Here is a 20527-nt window from a genome sequence, read left to right as displayed (position 1 = left end):
GCGATAAACGGCAATAAATTAAAGCCTCGCTATACACCTATGCTCGCTTGCGCAGTGGAGAGACAAACCAGTAGGCCATGCCTACGAATACAGCGCCACCAACCATGTTCCCGAGCGTTACGGGTACCATATTATGCGCCCATCCCGCAAGCGTAATTGTCTCTGGATGATTGGGCAACAAAAGTGACAGGCTTAATAAGGTCATATTCGCTACGCTATGCTCATATCCACTGGCGATAAAGGCATAAAGGCACCACCACAGCAGCACCAGCTTTGCGATATCCTCTTTCGTCCGATTAGCCATCCATAACGCGAGACACACCAGCCAGTTACATAGAATGCCGCGAAAAAACAGCTCCATCACAGGTGCAGTCATCTTCTTGGTAGACGCAGCAAACAGGAGATGCTCCGGCGTTACGCTCTTAAATAACCCGCTCCCTACAATCAACAGACAAAGTAACACCGCTCCAGCCAGATTACCCAAAAATACAAGGCTCCAGTTCTTGGCCGTATCCCTTACAGTAGTGCGTCTTGCCAAGGTGCTGATGGTAAAGAACATATTATTACCTGTAAACAATTCCGAGCCTGCAAAGACGACCAAGGTCAACGCCAAGCCAAAGGACATTCCCATCAGCATCATTTGATAAGGAGACTTCTCCGCTGCGAGCGGCGCCCCGATACTAAAAATCAATATAATAGCCAACCCCACGTAAGCGCCAGCCAGCATCGCCGACACAAAATACCTAGGCAAACTTTCATTCATTTTGTCCTTTTTCTTGACTGCTGCTTCCACTAACCCTTCTATATTAGAAGAAAACAAGTTCTTCCCCTCCCTATCGGTATAAATAAGCGCGGTGTCCCAATTCTTCACACCGCGCCCTGATGATTACTCTTAAACCTGGTCCTGCAGCGACGCTATCCAGACTTGACCATTCTCCACCTTGACCGGCACCATCTGAAGCTGTCCGGTATCGGGGGCTTGAACCAGACCGCTCGTTAAATCAATCTTCCAATCATAGAGAGGATCATACAGATAGTGTTCGGACACGATTCCTTCAGCAATAGGCCCCCCCTTAGGATGTGGGCTTTGATTCAACGCAGCGAAGACTTGATCATCGGAGGTGCGGAACACCGCAATTTGCTGTCCTTTTATTTCAATCACTCGCCCAATTTGTGGAAGAAACTCCTCTACCGAACCTGCCAAATAAAATCGTTCATTCATCTCCCTACTTTTCATCCTCATGCTCTCCCTTCATAATAATTAGTTCAACTGGCTGCTGACTTCCAGGCTGTGGAACAATTTCCCCCGACTTCCTTCGTCCTTCAGCATCTTCTTCCATGGATCTGTGACCTGCTTCAATGCAAATTCGATTCGCTGCATAAGCTGCTTCCGATTCTCGATATCCTCAACTACTGTCAAATGGATGTGTTCCAAGCCCATGCGCTCTACCCATTCCGATGTTCTTTCCAGATAATTTCCGGTTTCGCGGTAGTATTGCATGATGGCTCCGCACAACTCGATCAGTTCTTCGTCCGTCTTGACCTTGCACAACGAATCCGCCAGCCGTGCCTTGATCCCACCGTTACCGCCAATAAAGATTTCCCAGCCGCCATCATTGCCCACAATCCCAATGTCCTTGGTACATGACTCTGCACAATTACGCGGACAGCCGTTAACGGCCATTTTGAACTTCGCAGGGAAATCAAGCCGCTCAAATTTACGCTCAAGTAAGGCCCCCATGCCCATTGAATCCTGGGTACCAAATCGGCAGAACTGCGAGCCAACACAGGTCTTAACCGTTCTAAGCGATTTGGCATAAGCGTAGCCTGACGGCATATCGAGTTCTTCCCAAACTTTGGGCACGTCTTCCTTCTTTACTCCAATTAAATCGAGACGCTGACCACCAGTAACTTTGACTACCTTCACATCATATTTGAGGGACACATCGGCAATTCTTTTCAAGTCCTCTGGTGTCGTTACTCCCCCATACATCCGAGGTACAACCGTATACGTACCATCCTTCTGAATATTGGCGCTCATCCGTTCGTTAACAAATCGTGATTCCTTTTCGTCTTCGTGCGTATCGGGATAGACCATGCCCAGATAATAGTTGATGGCCGGCCGACACTTGGAGCAACCCTCTGGCTGATCCCAGCCCAGTACATTCATGACCTCTTTGGTCGTTTGCAGGCCCTTCTCCTTGATTTCCGCAACAATCTCATCCCTGCTCAGCGTTGTGCAACCACAGATGCCCTGCTTGGCCGTTTGTGTAAAGCCATCGCCCAACACATACTGCAATATTTGCTCAACCACCGGTTTACAGCCGCCACAGGAGCGGGTCGCGCCCGTGCAAGCTTTAATTTCATCCACTGTCGTCAATCCTTGGGTTGTAATAACATCCACAATCGTTCCCTTCGTTACACCGTTACAACCACAGACAATTTCATCATCGGCCATTACTTCTACAGAAGCACTTTTCTTGCCCCCTTCGCCACAGCAACCGCCTCCTATTAATGAGTTATATATTTCCTCCGTCATTTCCACCTGCTGCTTGGTCAGCTTCTGAAGTTCGGCTGAATCGGAAATATCTCCAAAGAGCACGGCACCCACCAGTTTGCCGTCTTTCAGCAATATTTTCTTATACGTGCGCTTCCACTCGTCCTTGCTTACAATCACCGTATGGTCCAGTCCATCCAGGAACTCTCCGGTGGAAAATACGTCAACCCCGGAAATCTTCAGCTTGGTTGATACAACCGAACCAATGTACGGAACAGTCTCTACCCCACTAATATGCTTGGCCATCACCATGCCTTGCTCAAATAACGGAGCAACCAGTCCATAGCAAGTTCCCCGATGCTCCGTGCATTCTCCGACCGAATACACGCCATCCAGCGAGGTTTGCATGAAGTCATCGACCACAATTCCCCGATTGACCGTAAGTCCACTAGCTTGACCCACCGTTACGTTAGGCTTAATCCCTACGGCCATCACAACGAACTCCGCTGCAAGCTCAGTTCCATCAGCGAACCGCAAACCGCTCACTCTCTGATCTCCTAGCAATTCCGCAGTTTGTGCGCCCATCTTGAATTTTATCCCTTGGCGTTCCAGTTCGGCCTTCAACATGCTGGAAGCTTGGGGATCAAGCTGACGCTCCATCAGGTCTTCCATTAAATGGACCACCGTTACGTCCATGCCGAGCTGTACCAGCCCTTTAGCCGCCTCCAAACCAAGCAATCCACCACCGATGACCGCCGCCGTTTTGCATGTTTTTGCCGCATCTAACATCTGCTCACAATCCGCTATATCACGGAAGCCTACTACACCTTGTTTGTCGCTGCCCGGAATCGGGAGAATAAACGAATTAGAGCCAGTAGCAATTAGCACCTTATCGTAAGGTACCCTTTGGCCGTTAGCCGCTACAACTTCCTTGGCCCCAGCATCAATACGTTCCACGGTTGTCCCAAGATGCAGTGTAATTCCGTTATCCTTGTACCAGTTCAAATCATTCAGCACGATATCATCCATCGTCTTACTGCCTTCAAGTACATACGAGAGCATAATCCGGTTGTAATTGGGATACGGCTCACTACCAAAGACGGTAATATCAAATTTGGATGTCAATTTAAGAATTTGCTCCACCGCACTCATTCCGGCCATTCCGTTACCAATCACAATCAATCTCTCTTTGTCTTTACTCATTGATTTGCCTCCTCCAGTTCAAACTGACTGTGCCTGATGCACTTTAAGCTTCAACATGAATCCTATACTAAAAGTGTATAGCTTCAGAAAGAGGTCATTGTGATTACATTCACAACCAATGTGAACCGATCCCTAATGAATTGTCATTTCTCTCGCTTGTCAGTGTGCTATTATTCACTGATTTATGACGCAGATTCCCATTAACGGTATTTCTAGAACAAAATAAAGAGGCCTCCCTATTGGAAGACCTCTTTAGAAGTTTACTTATCAATGTATAATTGATAATTATTTAAGTACATCATGGTCGACGTAACGCTCGCCATTTAATTCGCTAATCAATTCGATCGCGACTTTGGCACCATCTCCGGCGGTAATGATTGTATGCACACTCACACCAGCCACAGTTCCGGCTGCCCATACACGTGGTACGCTGGTACGGCCTTCACCGTCTGTAGCTATTACTGTCTTGATGCGAGGTTCGCGCCCTTCCTTAAGTTCCAGACCGGTAGCGCTTGCAAGTTCCGTGATTGCGCCTGTAGCCAGAATGATATGAGAGGCTTCATAACTGCGGCCAGATTCCGTCTTCAGGGTGACCTTGGAGCCGCCATTGGTATCAATCGCAATTACCTTTTCCTCAATAAATTTAGCGCCGAATTTCTCAGCTTGTTCCCGTCCGATCTTCAATAAATCGGGTCCGGAAATCTCCTTGGCACCATAATGATTTTCAATCCATGCTCGCTTAGTCATGCTGGCGTTGCCGTCCAGGACGAGCGTCTCTTTCCCCGCCTTGGCCAAAAAGAGTGCTGCACTGGCTCCGGCCGGCCCTGCTCCAATTACAATAACCTCAGCCACAAGTACACCCACTTTCTATATTATTCATGCCGTTCCAGGTAGCCTGAAACGGCATGCCAATCACTTAATCCATTCCGAGGCCCAGCTTTGAACCTCTTCCATAACCGGACGTAATGCTCTTCCCTTATCCGTCAATTCATATTCAATCCGTACCGGCGTCTCAGGATACACATGTCTTATTAGTATTCCTTCACATTCCAGATCCTTCATCCGTTCCGAAAGCATCTTGTCACTCATGGAAGGAATCTGATTGGAAATATCCTTGAATCGCTTCGGCCCGCTCATCAGTGTCCTAATGATCAGCCCGTTCCAGCGCTTGCCCAGAAAGGAAAAAGCCGATTCGAAACGTGGACACATCGCATGAGAATGCTCTTCCATAACATCACCTCATTAATCATGGCCAGCTAAATGCTTAATAATTAATGCTTACATTTAGTTAGTATATTTCATATTAGCATATTTAAGCGAATAAAGTAAGGGGGGCCTTTCGGATTTAAAAAAACGACCGCCTTGGCGGCGGCCGCTAATTACTATAGTATATTACATTCGCAGTGACTTATACCGAGCATATCTTCAAGCGGTTCATTACTGCGAAGCTTGTGATGCTTGAGCAGCTTGAAGCGCATCCTGACGCATCTTCTCTCTTCTTTTCTTCATCTGCGTACCCAGTCCTACAACAGCGAGGATAACCACGATTTCAAAACTGTATTTAAGCCATCCGCTGGTGAACCATCCATGAATCAGCGGCTCGGCCACAATCATCTTGGATGCGGTCCAGGCCAGCACGGCAGCACCAATAGTGATAACAACCGGGAAGCGTTCCGTCAGCCTCAGTATCATCGTGCTGCCCCATACCATGATCGGAACAGAAATGGCAAGTCCCATAATAACCAACAGATTATCACCATGGGCCGCACCCGCTACAGCCAGGATATTATCAAGGCCCATCATGGCATCGGCAATGATAATCGTACGAATCGCCGCCCACATTTGATTACCGGCTTTGATATCATGGCTCTTCTCGTCGACCAGCAGTTGATAGGCGATCCATACCAAGGCAAGTCCCCCGGCAAGTCGCAATCCAGGAATCAAGAGCAATTGTACCACTAACAAGGTCATAATGACCCGAATGATAATCGCTCCGACCGTTCCCCATATAATAACCTTCCTCTGGTCTTTCTGCGGAACATTTCTGGCGGCAAGTCCAATGACAATAGCGTTGTCCCCGGCAAGGACAAGGTCAATCAGGATGATGGATAATAAAGCCATCCAAAACTCAGGTGTTAACAACTCCATATTCTCTCCCCTTTCTAGTCTCCATGCTGGGAACCCCACTTCGTTGGAGGATTTCTTCTGTGCGAAGCCGCCACTACCCGCAAACAGAATTAGTTTTGCTGTCTGCAAAACATTTCATGCAGCCGAAGCTACGGGAAGAAACTCCAGCCTTCCTCCAAATAAAATACGCCGTGTCCGTATCGGGCACGACGCAAAATTTGCATCAAAAAAACCTTTACCCAATACTCGCTAGGGCAAAGGTCTCGCTAACAACTCATCGGTTGCCAATAAAGCCGGGGTATGTATGACTCCCGTATTGACGACTTTACTGTAACAGCTACTCCCCTTTGGGAACCATGCATGATCAATGGAATCATTATAGCACGTGCCCCACAAGAGCACCAGCCTTTTTGAACGCATTTTGGGTTTTGAGCAAAAGCCGCTATAATGATAGTACGAAACGGAGGGATCTAGGCGATGAATTCAGAATCAAATTCCAATCTTAAATTAGCCGCTTTTGCAGGAGGCTGCTTCTGGTGTATGGTCTCCCCATTTGAGGAATTGCCCGGTATTCACGGTATTATTTCCGGTTACACGGGCGGACACACATCCAATCCAACTTATGAGGAAGTCTGTTCCAGTAACACCGGACATTATGAAGCCGTACAGATCACTTATGATCCGGCTGTATTTCCTTATCGCAAGCTGCTTGAACTCTTCTGGCAGCAGATTGATCCTACTGATGAAGGTGGACAATTTCATGACCGCGGCGAATCCTACCGCACGGCCATTTTTTACTACGACGAGCAGCAACGACTTGATGCCGAAGCCTCCAAGCTGGAGCTTATGCAAAGCGGGCGGTTCGACAAACCGATTGTCACGGAGATTCTTCCCGCGGCAACCTTCTACCCCGCCGAGGAATACCATCAGCAATATCACCACAAGAATGCAGGTCATTACAAGCTTTACCGCAAAGCCTCCGGGCGCGAAGATTTTCTGGCTAAACATTGGTATGGCCCGTCCAATCCTGAGGCACTGAGAGAGCGTCTAACCCCGATTCAATATGAAGTTACGCAAAATAGTGGCACGGAACGTCCATTCACCGGACAATATTGGAATACGGAAGAAGAGGGAATTTATGTCGATATCGTCTCAGGCGAGCCCTTATTCAGCTCTCGGGACAAGTATGATGCCGGTTGCGGCTGGCCAAGCTTTACCCGTCCACTCCAGAGCTACGTTATCAAAGAGAACACCGATACCAGTCATGCCATGATTCGCACTGAGGTTCGCAGCCGACTTGGGGATTCACATCTGGGCCACGTGTTCGAGGATGGCCCGGAACCTACCGGGTTACGGTATTGCATTAATTCCGCTGCCCTGCGGTTCGTACCCAAGGATCATTTAGTCACAGAGGGATACGGAGAATATCTGCAACTGTTCGAGGATTGAGCAACAGAAAAAACGGCACAAGCCTTTAGGCTCGTGCCGTTTTCTCCTTCACCCGTTGGTAGGGTAAACGCATGGGTGCCAATTGTGCATGCCCGTAATGGACCGTCCAAGTAATAACCTTACCGGCAATGACAATGGCCATAATCGTAAACATTGTTTCCTTAAATGGCAAGAATAACAATGAGATCGTCAAGACTACAGCATCCATCAGTACAAATACAGTACCGATTTTTAGCCCGGACCATTGGCTGAGCATCATAGACAAAATATCGTCCCCTCCGCTAGCCGCGCCCGCTCGAAGAACCAAACCAGCGCCAAATCCGGTTAACAGACCTGATAATAAAGCAGCCAGCGGTAAATTGTCCTGCATGTTCATCGTCAGAGGCGAATACCTTTCGCATAGATCGTATACTAAGGAAAAGGATACCGATGCCACTAGCGTATACACGACAAACTTGTAGCCCTTCAACCAACAAGCCAATGCCATCACTGGCAAATCCAATAAAATAATTGTCAATGCCGGTGGCAAGCCGAACAAATACTTGCCAAGCAAAGCTAAGCCTACAAAGCCGCCCTCTGACAATCCGTTCTGAAAGTTAATATGATAATACGTAAACGCCAATAAACAAGAGCCCGCTAACATCATCAACAACCGAATTCCGTCAACTTGCCATTTAACTTTTGTCCTCATTGAAATCCCTCTTATTCGTAGGTTTGGTTGACCTTCCGGCAACACCTACGGAGGAAAATCCTGGAGGAGTTCATCCTTCGCATGAATTCACTCTTCTTTCGTAGGTTTGTCGCCTTTACCGACTAACTACGAAAGGAGCTAAGTATAAGAGAGATCACAACGTTTCCAAATCGTCCTTTGGGATTTCGTCCTTCGGGGACACATGGTATCCTGATCCTTTCTGTTTGGAATTTCTTCTATATTCTATTATATCACAAAGCCAATCATGACTGCACGGCTTCCGCCATGGGAACTCTTGTTTTTTTTAATGCTAAGATTTGTCATGGCCATGACCCCGGAGCAACCGATTCACCGTCTCACGCCGAACACCGATCAACTGCCCTATTTCTTCCTGAGTCAAATATTCGGTTAACGGAACCCCATGTGCATGCTGATCCAGCCATTTGCTTAGCAGTTCCATGCGTTCAGCCGGCGTTCCCACCGTCAAATGATCCAGGCGCTCCTGCATGAAGCGGAACTTATCCTGTAGCATCTCGGCAATCTCCAGCGGCTTCTTGGGGTCCTCCTGCAATTCGCGATACCAAGTCTTGGCAGGAATGACCTCGACCTCACTACGCATTAACGCAATGGCAGTACCATGGATCTCTTTGGGCGAGATCAAAGAATGGTGCGGGACCGTTTCTCCCGGATACAAAATGTTGAACAGCACCATATTCCCGTTCTCATGCAAACGCATAACTTTGAACAGACCACTCTTGATTTGATATAAGTAGGTACCTTCGTCCCCTTGCCTGAACAAGATCTCGCCTTTATGTAAAATCATGCCTAATCTCTCCATTCCATCATTGCAATTACATTTATTATAGCAAAAATAAAAAGGCCTGTCCCCGTCCTCATGTCCTCCCTTTGGAACAAGTCATCCCTACAATATGCGACTGTTATACCAAGAGCCTGGGCTACCACCAAGAAGAATCAAAAAACGGTCCCTCAGGTTTGGTTAAAACCTGAAAGACCGCCTAAGCATCATGTTGTCTTAATGAGCCGTCAAGATCAATGGACCAGCTTCGGTAATGGCAATCGTGTGCTCGTATTGTGCCGACCACTTGCCATCCGCCGTTCTCGCTGTCCAGCCGTCGTTATCGATCTGAATACGGAAGGTCCCCTCATTAATCATCGGTTCCACGGTGAAGACCATGCCTTCCTTCAGACGAATCCCCTTGCCTGCCACGCCGACATGCTCATAATTAGGTTCCTCATGCAAGCTACGGCCAATACCGTGACCCAGCAAATCACGAACCACCGAGAAGCCATTAGCTTCCGCATGCTGTTGAATGGCTGAGGTTACATCCCCAAGCCGTGCTCCGGGAAGCGCCTGAGCGATACCTAGTTCCAGGCATTCCTTCGTAACACGAACTAGCTTAGTGATCTCAGGCCGTAACTCCCCAATGGGAAAGCACCAGCATGAATCGCCGTACCAGCCATCATATTCCGCAACAATATCCAGCTTGAGCAGGTCTCCCTCCTGCAACTTGCGGTGGGACGGAAAACCGTGGGCTACTACATCGTTAACAGAGGTACAGGTTTCAGCCGGAAACCCCCTGTAGCCTTTGGTGAACTGTTTGCCTCCCAATTTGGTAATATGTCTGGCCACAAAATCATTAATTTCCTGCGTTGTTATGCCAGGAGCAATTATCTTGGTTACTTCGCGATAGCAATCAGCAACAATTTGACTGGCTGTCTTCATCTCTTCAATTTCTCTTGGTGATTTTAATATAATCATCTCTGCTTCTACTCCTCCACTACATCTATGTCCAGACTACCAAAGTTGCCTTGACAATGCAAAGCAGGCCCCCGGTAGATATACCTGGGCCCTCTTGCTGGCTTGGCTTAGCGGAACATCCCCCACAGCCGAAGCAGATGTAGTGTATTACGTGGATCAATCTTCTGATCGATGACAAAATGGACGATTTGCTCCTCCTGAGCTGTGCTAAGGCGCTCCCCCAGCACGGAGGCTGCTGACTTCACCAGTCTGCGCACCTTGACGCGGTCCTGCAAATCTGTGCGGGTCAGGCCATCCACCATTTTTTTAATCCGGTCCTTGATGGCCGGATTTTTCATTTTCAACTTAATACGCTCTACCAGTTGTGGACTAATTCCATATTGATGATAACTCGGCATCGTAACAAGCACCTCCTGTTCCGTCATACGGGCTCTAACCCTAATATATGACGTAAAGGCTGTACATAGTGCAGAGTAAATCGTCGCTAATCGATCAGCTCGCCTTGAAAAATCTGCTCCCGCCGCAAAAATTCCCGCAGGGCTTCATATTCGGGAGATGTCCAGAAGGACTCATCCCTCACCAAACGAGTGGCGTCCTCTCTCGCTTTCTCCAGCACCTCATAGTCACTCACCATATCCGCAATACGGAAGTCAGGCACACCACTCTGCTTGGTTCCGAAGAAGTCTCCTGGGCCACGCAGTTCCAAATCCCGCCGCGATACCTCAAATCCGTCGTCCGTCTCCGTCATGACCTTCATCCGCTCCTGACCAATCTCCGACTTCGGATCGGCAATGAGCACACAATACGAAGCATGCTCCCCTCGCCCTACACGACCACGCAACTGATGCAATTGAGATAAGCCAAACCGGTCGGCATCCATAACAATCATCAAGGTGGCGTTCGGCACGTCCACACCTACCTCGACAACCGTAGTAGAGACAAGGAGCTGCACCTCGTTGTCGTAGAAAGCTCGCATCACTTCATCTTTCTCAGCAGCCGTCATTCGGCCATGCAGCAGGCCCACCTGAAAGTCAGGAAACGCCTGCTGCATCGATACGTACAAATCAATAGCATTTTGCACGTCCAGCTTATCCGATTCCTCGATGAGCGGGCAGATGACATACGCTTGTCGCCCCTGGGATACCTCCCTTGAGATAAAGCCTAACACGCGATCCATCATACTGTGCTTGACCCAATACGTCGAGATCGGCTTGCGGCCCTTCGGACGTTCCGACAACGTGGATACATCCATATCGCCAAAGGCGGTAATGGCAAGCGTACGTGGAATCGGCGTCGCCGTCATCGTTAGCACATCCGGATTAAAGCCCTTGCGGCGCAATATACTGCGCTGGTTCACCCCAAAGCGGTGTTGCTCGTCGGTCACGACCAGACTGAGGGAACGGAAGAACACGTCCTCCTGAATCAAGGCATGGGTACCCACCACAATATCGGTCAATCCCATTTGCAGCGAAGCGAGCAAGTCCTTGCGCTTGCGCCCTGTCACGCTGCCAGTCAGCAGCCCTACCGTAATGCCAAAGGACTCGAACAGTCGGCTCAAGGAACGGACATGCTGCTCGGCCAATATTTCCGTAGGCACCATAAAGGCACCCTGATGACCTGACCTTACCGCAGCATATAGCGCTATAGCGGCAATGACCGTTTTCCCGGAGCCAACATCCCCCTGCAACAGCCGGTTCATACAATAGGGTGAACGCATATCACGCAATATTTCAAGCTCCACCTTCTTCTGGGCATCCGTTAGCTCGAAGGGCAAACTACGTACAAATTCACGAATCGTCGCATTATCCGCTGCATGAGTCACCCCATCCATACGCTCATGATTCATCGCCCGGTACGCTTGCAGCTTCAATTGGAACAGAAATAATTCCTCATAGACCATACGGCGTCTTGCACGTTGACCTTCCTCATTATCTTGAGGCTGGTGCAGCCGCAAAATCGCTGCCTTTCGGGGCATCAGATCGTATTGCCTCAATAGCTCCTGCGGCAATATTTCCGGAATCATCTCCCCATACTGCTGTAAGGCTTGTCCAATGGTCTTACGAATCCATGCCTGCGTAATTTTGCCCCCTACCGAATAGACTGGCTGGAGGCTTCCGCTGCGTACCGTCCCCCGGTCGGGGAACTCCGAATCCGTCGTGGTAAGCTGACTACGGCGCATGTCCCATTTTCCGGTAAGAATAATTTCCCGCCCTGCGGTTAACTGGTCCTTGAGAAAATGACGGTTGAACCACGTAGCCGTGAACATCCAGTCCTCTGCCACCATCTTGCAGGTCAGCCGCGATTTTCGCCCATACCGCTGCAGCACGGGCACCCCCATGATTTTAGCCTGAACCGTCACCTTCTCCCCGTCCTTCGCCTCACTGAGAGAGCGCAGCCGATAATCCTCATAACGGAAGGGATAATATTCAATTAAATCCTTTACCGTAAAGACGCCAAAGGCGTGAAGCTCTTCTTGCTTAAGAGCGCTCACGCCGCTAACTTGTCTTACGGGGATGTTGTTCAAGTCCATAGAACATAACCCTCGCTCATCTTATAATCACGATGCAGGCCATATGAAGACCGCTACAGTGCCATGCCCGACATGGGAGCCAACAACAGCCCCAATACTGGTGCGAACCACCTCATGTAATGTGAAGTGCTGCCCCAATAGATCAATGATTTCATTGGCACCTTCCGGATTAACACTATCACACACAGCCACATTGATATCCTTGATATCTTTGAAATCATTTACGAATAGTTCAATGACCCGTGAAACCGCCTTTCTGCGTCCACGGACCTTATCTACGGCGTAAATGACGCCCTCTTGGTCAACCGACAAGATAGGCTTGATATTCAGCAATGTACCCAGAACTGCCGCCGCTTTACCAATCCGCCCGCCCTTTTGCAGGTATTCCAGCGAGTCCACCAGAAAATATAAACGCCGTTCCTGGCCAAGACGACCAACCTCCGCCACGATTTGCTCCAGAGGTGTTCCTTGTTTGGCCAGCCTTGCTGCATGCACAACTTGCAATCCAAAACCATAAGTGGCACAAAGCGAGTCAATGACGGTGATATCAACAGCCTGTCCTAACTCTTCCCCCAACATCTCCTTGGCAAGCACGGCCGATTGGTAACTACCACTCATACCTGAGGAGAGGTGAATAGAAATAATCGGCGAGCCAGGATAGGCTCCCAGCAAATTGCGGTATACCTCAGCATAACGGGATGGAGAATTCTGAGAGGTCGTCGGCAACACCTTGGACTCGGCTAATTTGTCGTAAAATTGTTCAACCGTGATATCAATGCCTTCAATGTAAGATTCATCGCCGAAGGCGAGCCTCATCGGTACGATATGAATGCCATACTCCGACACCATCTCCCGAGGGATATCCGCCGTACTGTCGGCAACAATAACAGCCTGAGTCATGGGGCCACCATCCTCTCTTAGCTCATTTCAATCAGGATTCTACCGAGAACAAATAATAATAAATCGGTTGTCCACCATTGTGAACTTCCACTTCCACATCCGGATATTTCTCATGAATCCAGGCCACAAGTGCATCCGTCATCTCCCCGGCAGTTTCCTCACCAACAAGAATCGTGACGATCTCGTCCCCATACGCCAGCATCTTATCAAGCAAGCCCTGGCTTGTCTCCAGCAAACCTTCCTCCGTAGCCACGATCTTGGAGTCGGCAATGCCGATATAATGTCCGGCGGTAATCTCAAGGTCATCAAACGTCGTATCGCGAACAGCATAGGTTACCTGTCCTGTTCTTACATGCTGCACGGCGTTGAGCATATTGTCCTCATTGCTGTCCACGCTTTCTTCTTCCTGGAAAGCAAACGCTGCGGCAATCCCCTGCGGAATACTCTTGCTCGGAATCACAATGACGCTGCGTTGTCCTTCCAGCAAATCGCGGGCCTGCTGAGCAGCCAATATGATATTCGAGTTATTTGGCAATACAAAGACATGCTCCGTCGAAATCGACTCAATGGCTTTAACAAAATCCTCCGTACTTGGATTCATCGTTTGTCCTCCAGACAACACGACATCTACACCCAAGCTGGTAAAAATATCCGAAATGCCTTGTCCCGATGCAACCGCAATAAAGCCATAAGGAGCTAATTCATCGGCTGGCAATCCCGCCGGATCGACTGGACGAGCTGGTTCAGCCGGAATATCGGCGAACAGTTCGGGCATGGATGCTGCATCCATCCCGGCCGTCAGCAAATCACGATGCTGTTCACGCATATTCAGAATATGAATTTGCGTAATTTCACCATAACGAAGCGCCAAGTTCAAGACATCGCCCGGCGTTTTCGAATGAACATGTACCTTAATAACTTCATCGTCCGAAATAACGATAATAGAATCGCCATTTTTTGACAGCGCTTTCCGGAACTTCTCTTCATCGAACGGAACATCCTTGACATCCCCAAGCTTCCGATTAATGAAGAACTCCATATCATACAAAAATTCAATATCTTCCGTGTCAAGCTGTGCCTGTGCGGAAGAGGGAACATAAAGTGCGGCGGTATTCGCTTGAGCCCGAAGCTCAGCATCTGGACGCACAGCAGCTTGTCCAGGCGAATCCGCTGATTCCGTAATCGCATTCCCGGTCAGGTATTCCAGAAATCCTTCATAAATATATACGAGTCCTTGACCACCCGAGTCCACGACGCCCACCTGCTTAAGCACAGGTAACAAATCTGGTGTGCCTGCCAAGGCTTCCTTCGCCTTCGCGAGCACCTCGCCCATCAATTCCGTTACATCCGTAGTTCTGCGTGCGTAAAAAGCCGCGTGTTTGGCGGCTTCCTTCGCTACCGTCAAGATCGTCCCTTCCACCGGTTTGACGACTGCCTTGTAGGCTGTCTCAACACCGCTTTGCAACGCAGCGGCAAATTGAACCGTATTCAGTTCCTCCAACGAAGCGGCAGAGCGGCCAAAACCGCGGAATAGCTGAGACAAGATAACGCCAGAGTTGCCCCGTGCGCCCATCAGCAATCCTTTGGACAGAGTAGAAGCCCGGCTTCCCAAGCCTCCTGATCCATGATTTTTCAATTCGGTTACACCGGCCGTCATCGTCAAATTCATATTTGTCCCCGTGTCTCCATCAGGGACCGGAAATACGTTAAGCGTATTGACATGCTCGGCTTGCTCGGCCAAACGCTGCGCTCCGGCCAAGACCATCGCGGTGAAATCTGTTCCATTTAAAGAACGCTTACTCAATGAAGATTCCCCTTCCTAGCTTGATACACATACGCGCTGGACAAGGCAGCTATAATACACCTAGACCAAGTCCTGGCGGCTTCATTTAGTTCATTACAACTTAATTATAATATAGTATAAAGTAATATCGCTAATGGATAGTCGAAGCTGACTTTCATAACCCAGGCCCCTGCTTCCTGACCCGGCATATTTGGCAATACCGGCCTTGATCTGTGTCGGCTTGCCGCTCCTCCCATCCATAACACTCTATGGCGGTTGATTCGGCGATAACCTGAAAATCGCTTCTTTCCGATATGCTAATCCGTCCATACTCGGTTTAAAGCCCTGCGGCCACGCCTGCACTACTCCTCCCTAGAAATATTATGGACTGAACTATATTGTACTATAAGAACAAGGAGAAATAAATAAAAGAGTCGGCGACATATCAGTTGACGAGGCTTTTTTTACTGTGATATTATATTTAAGTATTGTCAATAACCGTGTATAGCTAATAAACTGTTATTTTCGAGACAGGTGTATTTGAACAGGAGGTGTAACGAATGGCTCGTAAATGTTATGTAACTGGCAAAAAGCCAAGCAGCGGTAACCATGTATCTCACGCGAACAACCGCAATCGGCGCTCTTGGGGCGTTAACGTGCAAAAGGTTCGTATCTTGGTAGACGGTAAACCAAAACGCGTATACGTCAGCACTCGTGCTTTGAAATCCGGCAAAGTGACCCGCGTATAATGACCGGGAAGCGACATATAGACAAAAAGCACCTTTTCTAATAGAGGTGCTTTTTTATTGCGTTTTTTGTTAAAATGAACCGCTTTGGCGGGAAACACCGGGCGTGCCTATTCGCTGCTGTGGCGATGGCCAGGCCCGCCCGCTAGTTTTTGTGAAACGTGTTCAATACGGCCTTAACGAATCCTCCCAAAAACTTAGGCAGCTTGAATGTGTAAAATTTCATTCGTTCACCCTCCCCATCGTACTCATGCCTTCACCCTATTTTATGTCCGCTGTCATTTGTCCGTGTATTCCCGCCACAAAAAAAAGGCTACATGAGAACCCTGCTCATGTAACCCATTCTATGCGAATTAACGCCCACCTATGCCAAACCGGCTAAGCTATCCCGGATTTCCTTGATCGCTGCCTTGCGATCTGCCCGGCCGAATACGGCGTTGCCCGCGACCAGTACGTCCGCACCAGCTTCTACAACAAGTGGAGCCGTCTCAGCCGTAATGCCCCCATCCACTTCAATACGTAGCTCAGACAAGCCCAATTCGTCCTTCCAGGCCTTCAGCTCACGTATTTTACGCAGTGTTCCTGGTATGAAGGCTTGTCCCCCAAAGCCGGGGTTCACGGTCATCACCAGCACCAGATCAAGATCCTCCAGCACTTCGCGGACAGCCGAAGCTGGCGTTGCCGGATTGAGAGCTACCCCGGCCTTGACGCCCTGCTCTCGTATCAAATGCAGAACCCTATGCAAGTGCACGCACGCCTCTGCATGTACGGTAATCAGATGAGCCCCCGCTTGGGCAAATGCAGGAATATACAGCTCCGGCTTCTCGATCATCAGGTGAACGTCCAGCGGCAATACCGTGTGTGGTTGCAGAGCGCCCATTACAAGAGGGCCAAAAGTCAAATTAGGCACAAAGTGGCCATCCATGACATCGACATGCAGCCAGTCGGCTCCACCATTCTGCACATCAACAACCTCTTCGCCCAATTTGGCGAAATCAGCGGATAAAATGGACGGTGCTATATAAATCTCGTTCATGAAGTTAATACCTCCGCTTCTTCTCCTTCATTTCATCCTGAAATTGCACATAATGCTCGTAACGGCTGGCTGCGATCTGTCCAAGCTCCAGCGCCTCCCTTACCTTACATCCTGGCTCATGCAGATGGCTGCATCCCCGAAACTTGCAGTCCTCGGCATATTTGGTGAACTCGCGGAAGCAATAGGACAACTCTTCCACACCCAATTCAAGGAAATCCAATTGGCTGAAGCCAGGTGTATCCGCTACATAACCGCCATTCTCCAATTCAATCAGTTCCACATGCCGCGTCGTATGACGTCCTCTTCCCAACTTGAGGCTGATTTCGCTCGTTTCCAGCGAAAGGCCCAGCATGCGGTTCAGCAAGGAGGATTTCCCCACCCCGGATTGCCCTGCGAACACGCTAATCTCGCCAGCCAAATGGCGCATGACTTCCTCCGTGCCCGTTCCGGTTAGGGAGCTTGTCACAATGACCGTGTAACCGATATCTTCGTACAATTGCTTGATTTGCGTCAGACCCTCGGTATTTGCCTCATCTCCATCATCCTGAAGCAAATCCTCTTTGGTGAGGCATATCACCGGCTTCAATCCGGCGTGCTCAATGTGGGCAAGGAACTTGTCCAGCAACTGCAAATTCATGTCCGGCTCCCGCACCGAGAACAACAGGACAGCCTGACGCGCATTAGCCACCGGTGGGCGAATCAATTCTGTCTCCCGCGGTAAAATCTCATCCACGGTTCCTTCCCCGTTCTCAGTCGGCGTATACAGAACCTCGTCTCCTACCAGCGGCGTTATTCCCCTCTTCTTGAAGATGCCGCGACCGCGGCACTGGACGTAACCATCCTGTGCCTCAGTCTCAGGCGCCGTAGGCTTTACATAGTAGTATCCGCTTAGTGCCTTTACAATCAAGCCTTGGGGCATATATGCCGGCCTCACTTTCTTCATGCTATTGCTCAGGATTATTCTCCAAGTCCGGGTCCAGCCCTTCCTCATTCGTTCCTTCCGGTTCCCCGCTTACCGGGAACTCCGGAACTGGAACCGTCCCCTGCTTGGCGTCAATATAAGAGATCGGGTAGGTGTCCAGCAACGCACCGTCACGATGAACGGAGACATAACCATTTTTATTCGGAGCCAGAACCAGGTCAACAGCAAGATACTGCGCCTTGCCAACCTTCTGACTTCCCCACTCCCGGTTCTCCCCTCGCGCATCGCCGTACACGATCCGGATTTGACTGATCGTCCCTTCCTCGGCCGGAACTACCGGCACCTGGAACGTATACTGAATCGCTTCGAGTGGATATCCTGTGCTGACGAATAATGTGACTTCCGAACCTGGGGCAACGGGATCATTTGCTACATAAGGCCATTGTTTTGTCACCAAACCCGATTCAACCTCGTAGCTGGCTTCCTCTTTAATCCCATCTTTGGCCAGCTTGAGCCCCGCCTCTTCCAAAGCCTTTTCCGCTTCCGCCTGCGTTTTATTCACCAGATCCGGCATCTTCACCTCAGCCGGTCCCTTGCTGACCTTCAGCACCACATTAATCGATGCCGCATCAAACTCGGTATCCACAGCCGGCATTTGTTCAAACACCTTACCCGTCTCAATATCATCATTGTTCTCTTCCGTCTTGGTAACCTGATTATCATCCACCCCAAGCTCTTCCAAAGCTTTCAGAGCTTCATCATAAGTGTGATTGCTTAAATCTGGCATCCGGGACAACGGCTTGGCGGTACTGATCTTCAGATCCAGGACCGAGCCTTCCTTGACCATCGTGCCCTCAGGCTTACTTTGCTCGTAAACGATACCTTCATTAACGCCTTCTTTGTACTCCCGCGCAATGGTACCAACCTCAATGCCCGCTTCGCTCAGCATATCCAGCGCCTTCTGCTCTTCCAAATTCAGCACATTAGGCACCTTGACTTCGGCTACAGTCACCAGACTGTTCACATACCAAGCAACCCCTGCCATGGCAATCAGAACAATCAGAGTGAGAGTAATCCAAAGTGCAGCAGGTTTGCCCCCGCCCTTCTTCTTTGGTTCTTTCCACTGCGGGTCCGATGAGCCTCCGGCATCACGAGTTAACTTGGAACTTCCAAATGAAGACGATGAAGAATTGGACGGGCGGATCGCCGGAATAATTCTAGTGCTGTCTTCATCTTCATCATCGACGAAAGCCAGCTTGGATTCCGACTTACGCTCCGGTAACAGACAAGTCTCCAAATCGTGCAGCATCTCCTTGGCCGATTGATAACGCTCGGCTGGATTTTTGCGCATCGACTTGAGAATAATGTTCTCTACGCTTTGTGGAATCATCGGGTTAACCGTTCGTGGCTCGTCGAAATGCTCCTGCAAATGCTTCAACGCCACACTGATCGGACTTTCTCCAAGAAACGGCAAACGTCCTGTCAGCATTTGATACAATACGATACCCAAGGAGTACAGGTCCGATTTCTCCCCCGTCACAACCCCCTTGGCATGCTCCGGCGAGAAATAATGCACGGAGCCCACGACCGAGCCCGTTTGCGTAATCGTCGTAGAAGTTACCGCCCTAGCAATCCCGAAATCAGTCACCTTCACGCGCCCATTGCGTCCTATTAAAATATTATGTGGTTTAATATCGCGGTGAATAATTTGATTCTGATGGGCATGATCCAGTGCATCGGCAATCTGCGAGGCAACGCGAACAGCTTCGTCCACCTGCAGCGGTGCCCGCTCTTTGATGATTTCGTTTAAGTTTTGCCCTTCAATGTACTCCATGACGATATAGTGGACATCCTCTTCCTGTCCCACATCGTACACGCTGACGATATTCGGATGCGACAACGATGCTGCAGACTGCGCTTCGCGGCGGAAGCGGCGGATAAATTCCTCGTCATTCACAAATTGCTGCCGCAGCACCTTGATGGCTACGTTGCGGTTCAACAGAATATCCTGCGCTTTATAGACAAGCGCCATGCCTCCTCCGCCGACCCGTTCGATAATTTGATATCGACCGCCAAGTTCGTGTCCGATCATGAATTCCACTCCTTTACGCCTGACGCGGCATCCTCATGTTGTTCCAGCAAGGCAACGCTGATATTGTCGTCGCCCCCGGCATGCAGCGCCAACTGGAGCAAATGGTCGGCCCGCTCGTCCAGACTCATGTCGCCTGACTCCAGCGTCAGAACCATCTGTTCTGGCGTCACACAATTACTGAGCCCATCGCTGCAGAGCAGCAAAATATCCCCCGTTTCCATAGTTAACGGGATCATATCAACCTCGACCTTCTCATCCGTGCCAAGCGCCCGGGTAACTACGTTGCGATGAGGATGTACGTCGGCCTCTTCCTTGCTAATCTGCTTATTCTTCAACAGCTCATTAACCAAGGAGTGATCATCCGTCAATTGGGATAACTCGCCTTGGCGGTAATGATAAACCCGGCTATCACCGATATGAGCAATCATACCTTCGCAATCAGCCAGAATAGCCGCCACCACGGTCGTCCCCATATTATGATATTCCGTATGCTCCATCCCTTTGCGGAATACCACCTCATTGGCGTGAAGAACTGCCTTCTTAAGCTGTTCCCCGCAAGCTTCCGCTGGCAAGCCGGCTGGCAAAGCGCCAAGATCCTGCGTAATCGTGTCTACGGCAAGGCGGCTGGCGATGTCTCCCGCCTGATGTCCGCCCATTCCGTCAGCCACGACAGCCAACGTATAACCTGGCTCCAATTGCTGCACAAAGGTGCAGTCCTCGTTGACGGAGCGTACTCTTCCTACATCACTTACAGTAACCGTTCTAATCAAA

General features: G+C 49.6%; 20 protein-coding genes. 2 read left to right on the top strand and 18 right to left on the bottom strand.

Annotation, left to right across the window (positions count from 1 at the left end; genetic code table 11):
* Positions 1 to 37 precede the first annotated feature (37 nt).
* The 6 genes from BN3279_RS16920 to BN3279_RS16895 form a co-directional block, all read right to left on the bottom strand.
* Complete coding sequence (locus tag BN3279_RS16920; protein ID WP_059052330.1) at positions 38 to 820, bottom strand: formate/nitrite transporter family protein; 783 nt, start codon at positions 818 to 820, stop codon at positions 38 to 40.
* A gap of 72 nt (positions 821 to 892) precedes the next feature.
* Positions 893 to 1222 (bottom strand): nitrite reductase small subunit NirD, encoded by a 330-nt coding sequence (gene nirD / locus BN3279_RS16915; RefSeq protein ID WP_059054501.1) that lies wholly within the window; start codon positions 1220 to 1222, stop codon positions 893 to 895.
* Positions 1223 to 1261: 39 nt separating this feature from the next.
* Positions 1262 to 3700 carry a nitrite reductase large subunit NirB gene (nirB, locus tag BN3279_RS16910; protein ID WP_059052329.1) on the bottom strand — a complete coding sequence of 813 codons (2439 nt, stop codon included), beginning with the start codon at positions 3698 to 3700 and terminating at the stop codon, positions 1262 to 1264.
* Positions 3701 to 3985: 285 nt separating this feature from the next.
* A complete protein-coding gene (locus BN3279_RS16905) occupies positions 3986 to 4552 on the bottom strand; it encodes an FAD-dependent oxidoreductase (protein ID WP_059052328.1) in 567 nt (188 codons plus the stop codon).
* A 60-nt stretch (positions 4553 to 4612) separates the two neighbouring features.
* Positions 4613 to 4930 carry a winged helix-turn-helix transcriptional regulator gene (locus BN3279_RS16900; RefSeq protein WP_018751554.1) on the bottom strand — a complete coding sequence of 106 codons (318 nt, stop codon included), beginning with the start codon at positions 4928 to 4930 and terminating at the stop codon, positions 4613 to 4615.
* A gap of 207 nt (positions 4931 to 5137) precedes the next feature.
* Positions 5138 to 5848: a TerC family protein gene (locus BN3279_RS16895; RefSeq protein WP_059052327.1), complete on the bottom strand. Its 711-nt coding sequence runs from the start codon at positions 5846 to 5848 to the stop codon at positions 5138 to 5140.
* A gap of 456 nt (positions 5849 to 6304) precedes the next feature.
* On the opposite strand from BN3279_RS16895, the gene msrB reads away from it, so the two are divergent.
* A complete protein-coding gene (gene msrB, locus BN3279_RS16890; protein ID WP_059052326.1) occupies positions 6305 to 7276 on the top strand; it encodes a peptide-methionine (R)-S-oxide reductase MsrB in 972 nt (323 codons plus the stop codon).
* 25 nt (positions 7277 to 7301) lie between these two features.
* On the opposite strand, the gene BN3279_RS16885 is transcribed toward msrB, so the two are convergent.
* From BN3279_RS16885 to BN3279_RS16855, 7 genes are all read right to left on the bottom strand, one after another.
* Positions 7302 to 7967 (bottom strand): YitT family protein, encoded by a 666-nt coding sequence (locus tag BN3279_RS16885; protein ID WP_059052325.1) that lies wholly within the window; start codon positions 7965 to 7967, stop codon positions 7302 to 7304.
* 310 nt (positions 7968 to 8277) lie between these two features.
* Positions 8278 to 8790 carry a Crp/Fnr family transcriptional regulator gene (locus tag BN3279_RS16880; RefSeq protein ID WP_059052324.1) on the bottom strand — a complete coding sequence of 171 codons (513 nt, stop codon included), beginning with the start codon at positions 8788 to 8790 and terminating at the stop codon, positions 8278 to 8280.
* Positions 8791 to 9000: 210 nt separating this feature from the next.
* Complete coding sequence (gene map / locus BN3279_RS16875; protein WP_059052323.1) at positions 9001 to 9747, bottom strand: type I methionyl aminopeptidase; 747 nt, start codon at positions 9745 to 9747, stop codon at positions 9001 to 9003.
* Positions 9748 to 9854: 107 nt separating this feature from the next.
* Entirely contained in the window at positions 9855 to 10145 is a 291-nt protein-coding gene (locus tag BN3279_RS16870; RefSeq protein ID WP_059052322.1) for a stage VI sporulation protein F, read from the bottom strand.
* 86 nt (positions 10146 to 10231) lie between these two features.
* A complete protein-coding gene (recG, locus tag BN3279_RS16865; RefSeq protein ID WP_059052321.1) occupies positions 10232 to 12277 on the bottom strand; it encodes an ATP-dependent DNA helicase RecG in 2046 nt (681 codons plus the stop codon).
* Between the two features lie 27 nt (positions 12278 to 12304).
* Complete coding sequence (locus tag BN3279_RS16860; RefSeq protein ID WP_059052320.1) at positions 12305 to 13177, bottom strand: DegV family protein; 873 nt, start codon at positions 13175 to 13177, stop codon at positions 12305 to 12307.
* A 31-nt stretch (positions 13178 to 13208) separates the two neighbouring features.
* Entirely contained in the window at positions 13209 to 14981 is a 1773-nt protein-coding gene (locus BN3279_RS16855; RefSeq protein ID WP_059052319.1) for a DAK2 domain-containing protein, read from the bottom strand.
* Positions 14982 to 15520: 539 nt separating this feature from the next.
* Between BN3279_RS16855 and rpmB the strand changes: the two genes are divergently transcribed.
* Positions 15521 to 15709 (top strand): 50S ribosomal protein L28, encoded by a 189-nt coding sequence (gene rpmB / locus BN3279_RS16850; protein ID WP_059052318.1) that lies wholly within the window; start codon positions 15521 to 15523, stop codon positions 15707 to 15709.
* Between the two features lie 142 nt (positions 15710 to 15851).
* On the opposite strand, the gene spoVM is transcribed toward rpmB, so the two are convergent.
* The 5 genes from spoVM to BN3279_RS16825 all read right to left on the bottom strand — a co-directional run bounded on the left by spoVM (position 15852) and on the right by BN3279_RS16825 (position 20526).
* Entirely contained in the window at positions 15852 to 15932 is an 81-nt protein-coding gene (gene spoVM / locus BN3279_RS16845) for a stage V sporulation protein SpoVM (protein ID WP_036621610.1), read from the bottom strand.
* A gap of 138 nt (positions 15933 to 16070) precedes the next feature.
* On the bottom strand, positions 16071 to 16742 hold the full coding sequence (gene rpe, locus BN3279_RS16840) for a ribulose-phosphate 3-epimerase (protein WP_059052317.1): 672 nt from the start codon (positions 16740 to 16742) through the stop codon (positions 16071 to 16073).
* Positions 16743 to 16746: 4 nt separating this feature from the next.
* A complete protein-coding gene (gene rsgA, locus BN3279_RS16835; protein ID WP_059052316.1) occupies positions 16747 to 17661 on the bottom strand; it encodes a ribosome small subunit-dependent GTPase A in 915 nt (304 codons plus the stop codon).
* A gap of 25 nt (positions 17662 to 17686) precedes the next feature.
* Positions 17687 to 19756 carry a Stk1 family PASTA domain-containing Ser/Thr kinase gene (gene pknB, locus BN3279_RS16830; RefSeq protein WP_059052315.1) on the bottom strand — a complete coding sequence of 690 codons (2070 nt, stop codon included), beginning with the start codon at positions 19754 to 19756 and terminating at the stop codon, positions 17687 to 17689.
* Positions 19753 to 20526 (bottom strand): Stp1/IreP family PP2C-type Ser/Thr phosphatase, encoded by a 774-nt coding sequence (locus BN3279_RS16825; RefSeq protein WP_059052314.1) that lies wholly within the window; start codon positions 20524 to 20526, stop codon positions 19753 to 19755. The genes pknB and BN3279_RS16825 overlap by 4 nt, the downstream gene beginning before the upstream one ends.
* Between the last annotated feature and the right edge of the window lies 1 nt (position 20527).

Source organism: Paenibacillus senegalimassiliensis (assembly GCF_001486585.1).
GTDB classification, from domain to species: Bacteria; Bacillota; Bacilli; order Paenibacillales; family Paenibacillaceae; genus Fontibacillus; species Fontibacillus senegalimassiliensis.
This window is presented reverse-complemented; position numbering and strand designations above follow the sequence as displayed.

What these genes read in the sequence shown, in the direction of transcription:
- rsgA (WP_059052316.1), bottom strand. Translation starts at nt 17,661, where the DNA reads ATGCCCCAAGGCTTGATTGTAAAGGCACTAAGCGGATACTACTATGTA.
- BN3279_RS16900 (WP_018751554.1), bottom strand. Translation starts at nt 4,930, where the DNA reads ATGGAAGAGCATTCTCATGCGATGTGTCCACGTTTCGAATCGGCTTTT.
- rpe (WP_059052317.1), bottom strand. Translation starts at nt 16,742, where the DNA reads ATGAACGAGATTTATATAGCACCGTCCATTTTATCCGCTGATTTCGCC.
- BN3279_RS16895 (WP_059052327.1), bottom strand. Translation starts at nt 5,848, where the DNA reads ATGGAGTTGTTAACACCTGAGTTTTGGATGGCTTTATTATCCATCATC.
- BN3279_RS16880 (WP_059052324.1), bottom strand. Translation starts at nt 8,790, where the DNA reads ATGATTTTACATAAAGGCGAGATCTTGTTCAGGCAAGGGGACGAAGGT.
- BN3279_RS16870 (WP_059052322.1), bottom strand. Translation starts at nt 10,145, where the DNA reads ATGCCGAGTTATCATCAATATGGAATTAGTCCACAACTGGTAGAGCGT.
- nirB (WP_059052329.1), bottom strand. Translation starts at nt 3,700, where the DNA reads ATGAGTAAAGACAAAGAGAGATTGATTGTGATTGGTAACGGAATGGCC.
- BN3279_RS16885 (WP_059052325.1), bottom strand. Translation starts at nt 7,967, where the DNA reads ATGAGGACAAAAGTTAAATGGCAAGTTGACGGAATTCGGTTGTTGATG.
- nirD (WP_059054501.1), bottom strand. Translation starts at nt 1,222, where the DNA reads ATGAATGAACGATTTTATTTGGCAGGTTCGGTAGAGGAGTTTCTTCCA.
- rpmB (WP_059052318.1), top strand. Translation starts at nt 15,521, where the DNA reads ATGGCTCGTAAATGTTATGTAACTGGCAAAAAGCCAAGCAGCGGTAAC.
- pknB (WP_059052315.1), bottom strand. Translation starts at nt 19,756, where the DNA reads ATGATCGGACACGAACTTGGCGGTCGATATCAAATTATCGAACGGGTC.
- msrB (WP_059052326.1), top strand. Translation starts at nt 6,305, where the DNA reads ATGAATTCAGAATCAAATTCCAATCTTAAATTAGCCGCTTTTGCAGGA.
- map (WP_059052323.1), bottom strand. Translation starts at nt 9,747, where the DNA reads ATGATTATATTAAAATCACCAAGAGAAATTGAAGAGATGAAGACAGCC.
- BN3279_RS16860 (WP_059052320.1), bottom strand. Translation starts at nt 13,177, where the DNA reads ATGACTCAGGCTGTTATTGTTGCCGACAGTACGGCGGATATCCCTCGG.
- spoVM (WP_036621610.1), bottom strand. Translation starts at nt 15,932, where the DNA reads ATGAAATTTTACACATTCAAGCTGCCTAAGTTTTTGGGAGGATTCGTT.
- recG (WP_059052321.1), bottom strand. Translation starts at nt 12,277, where the DNA reads ATGGACTTGAACAACATCCCCGTAAGACAAGTTAGCGGCGTGAGCGCT.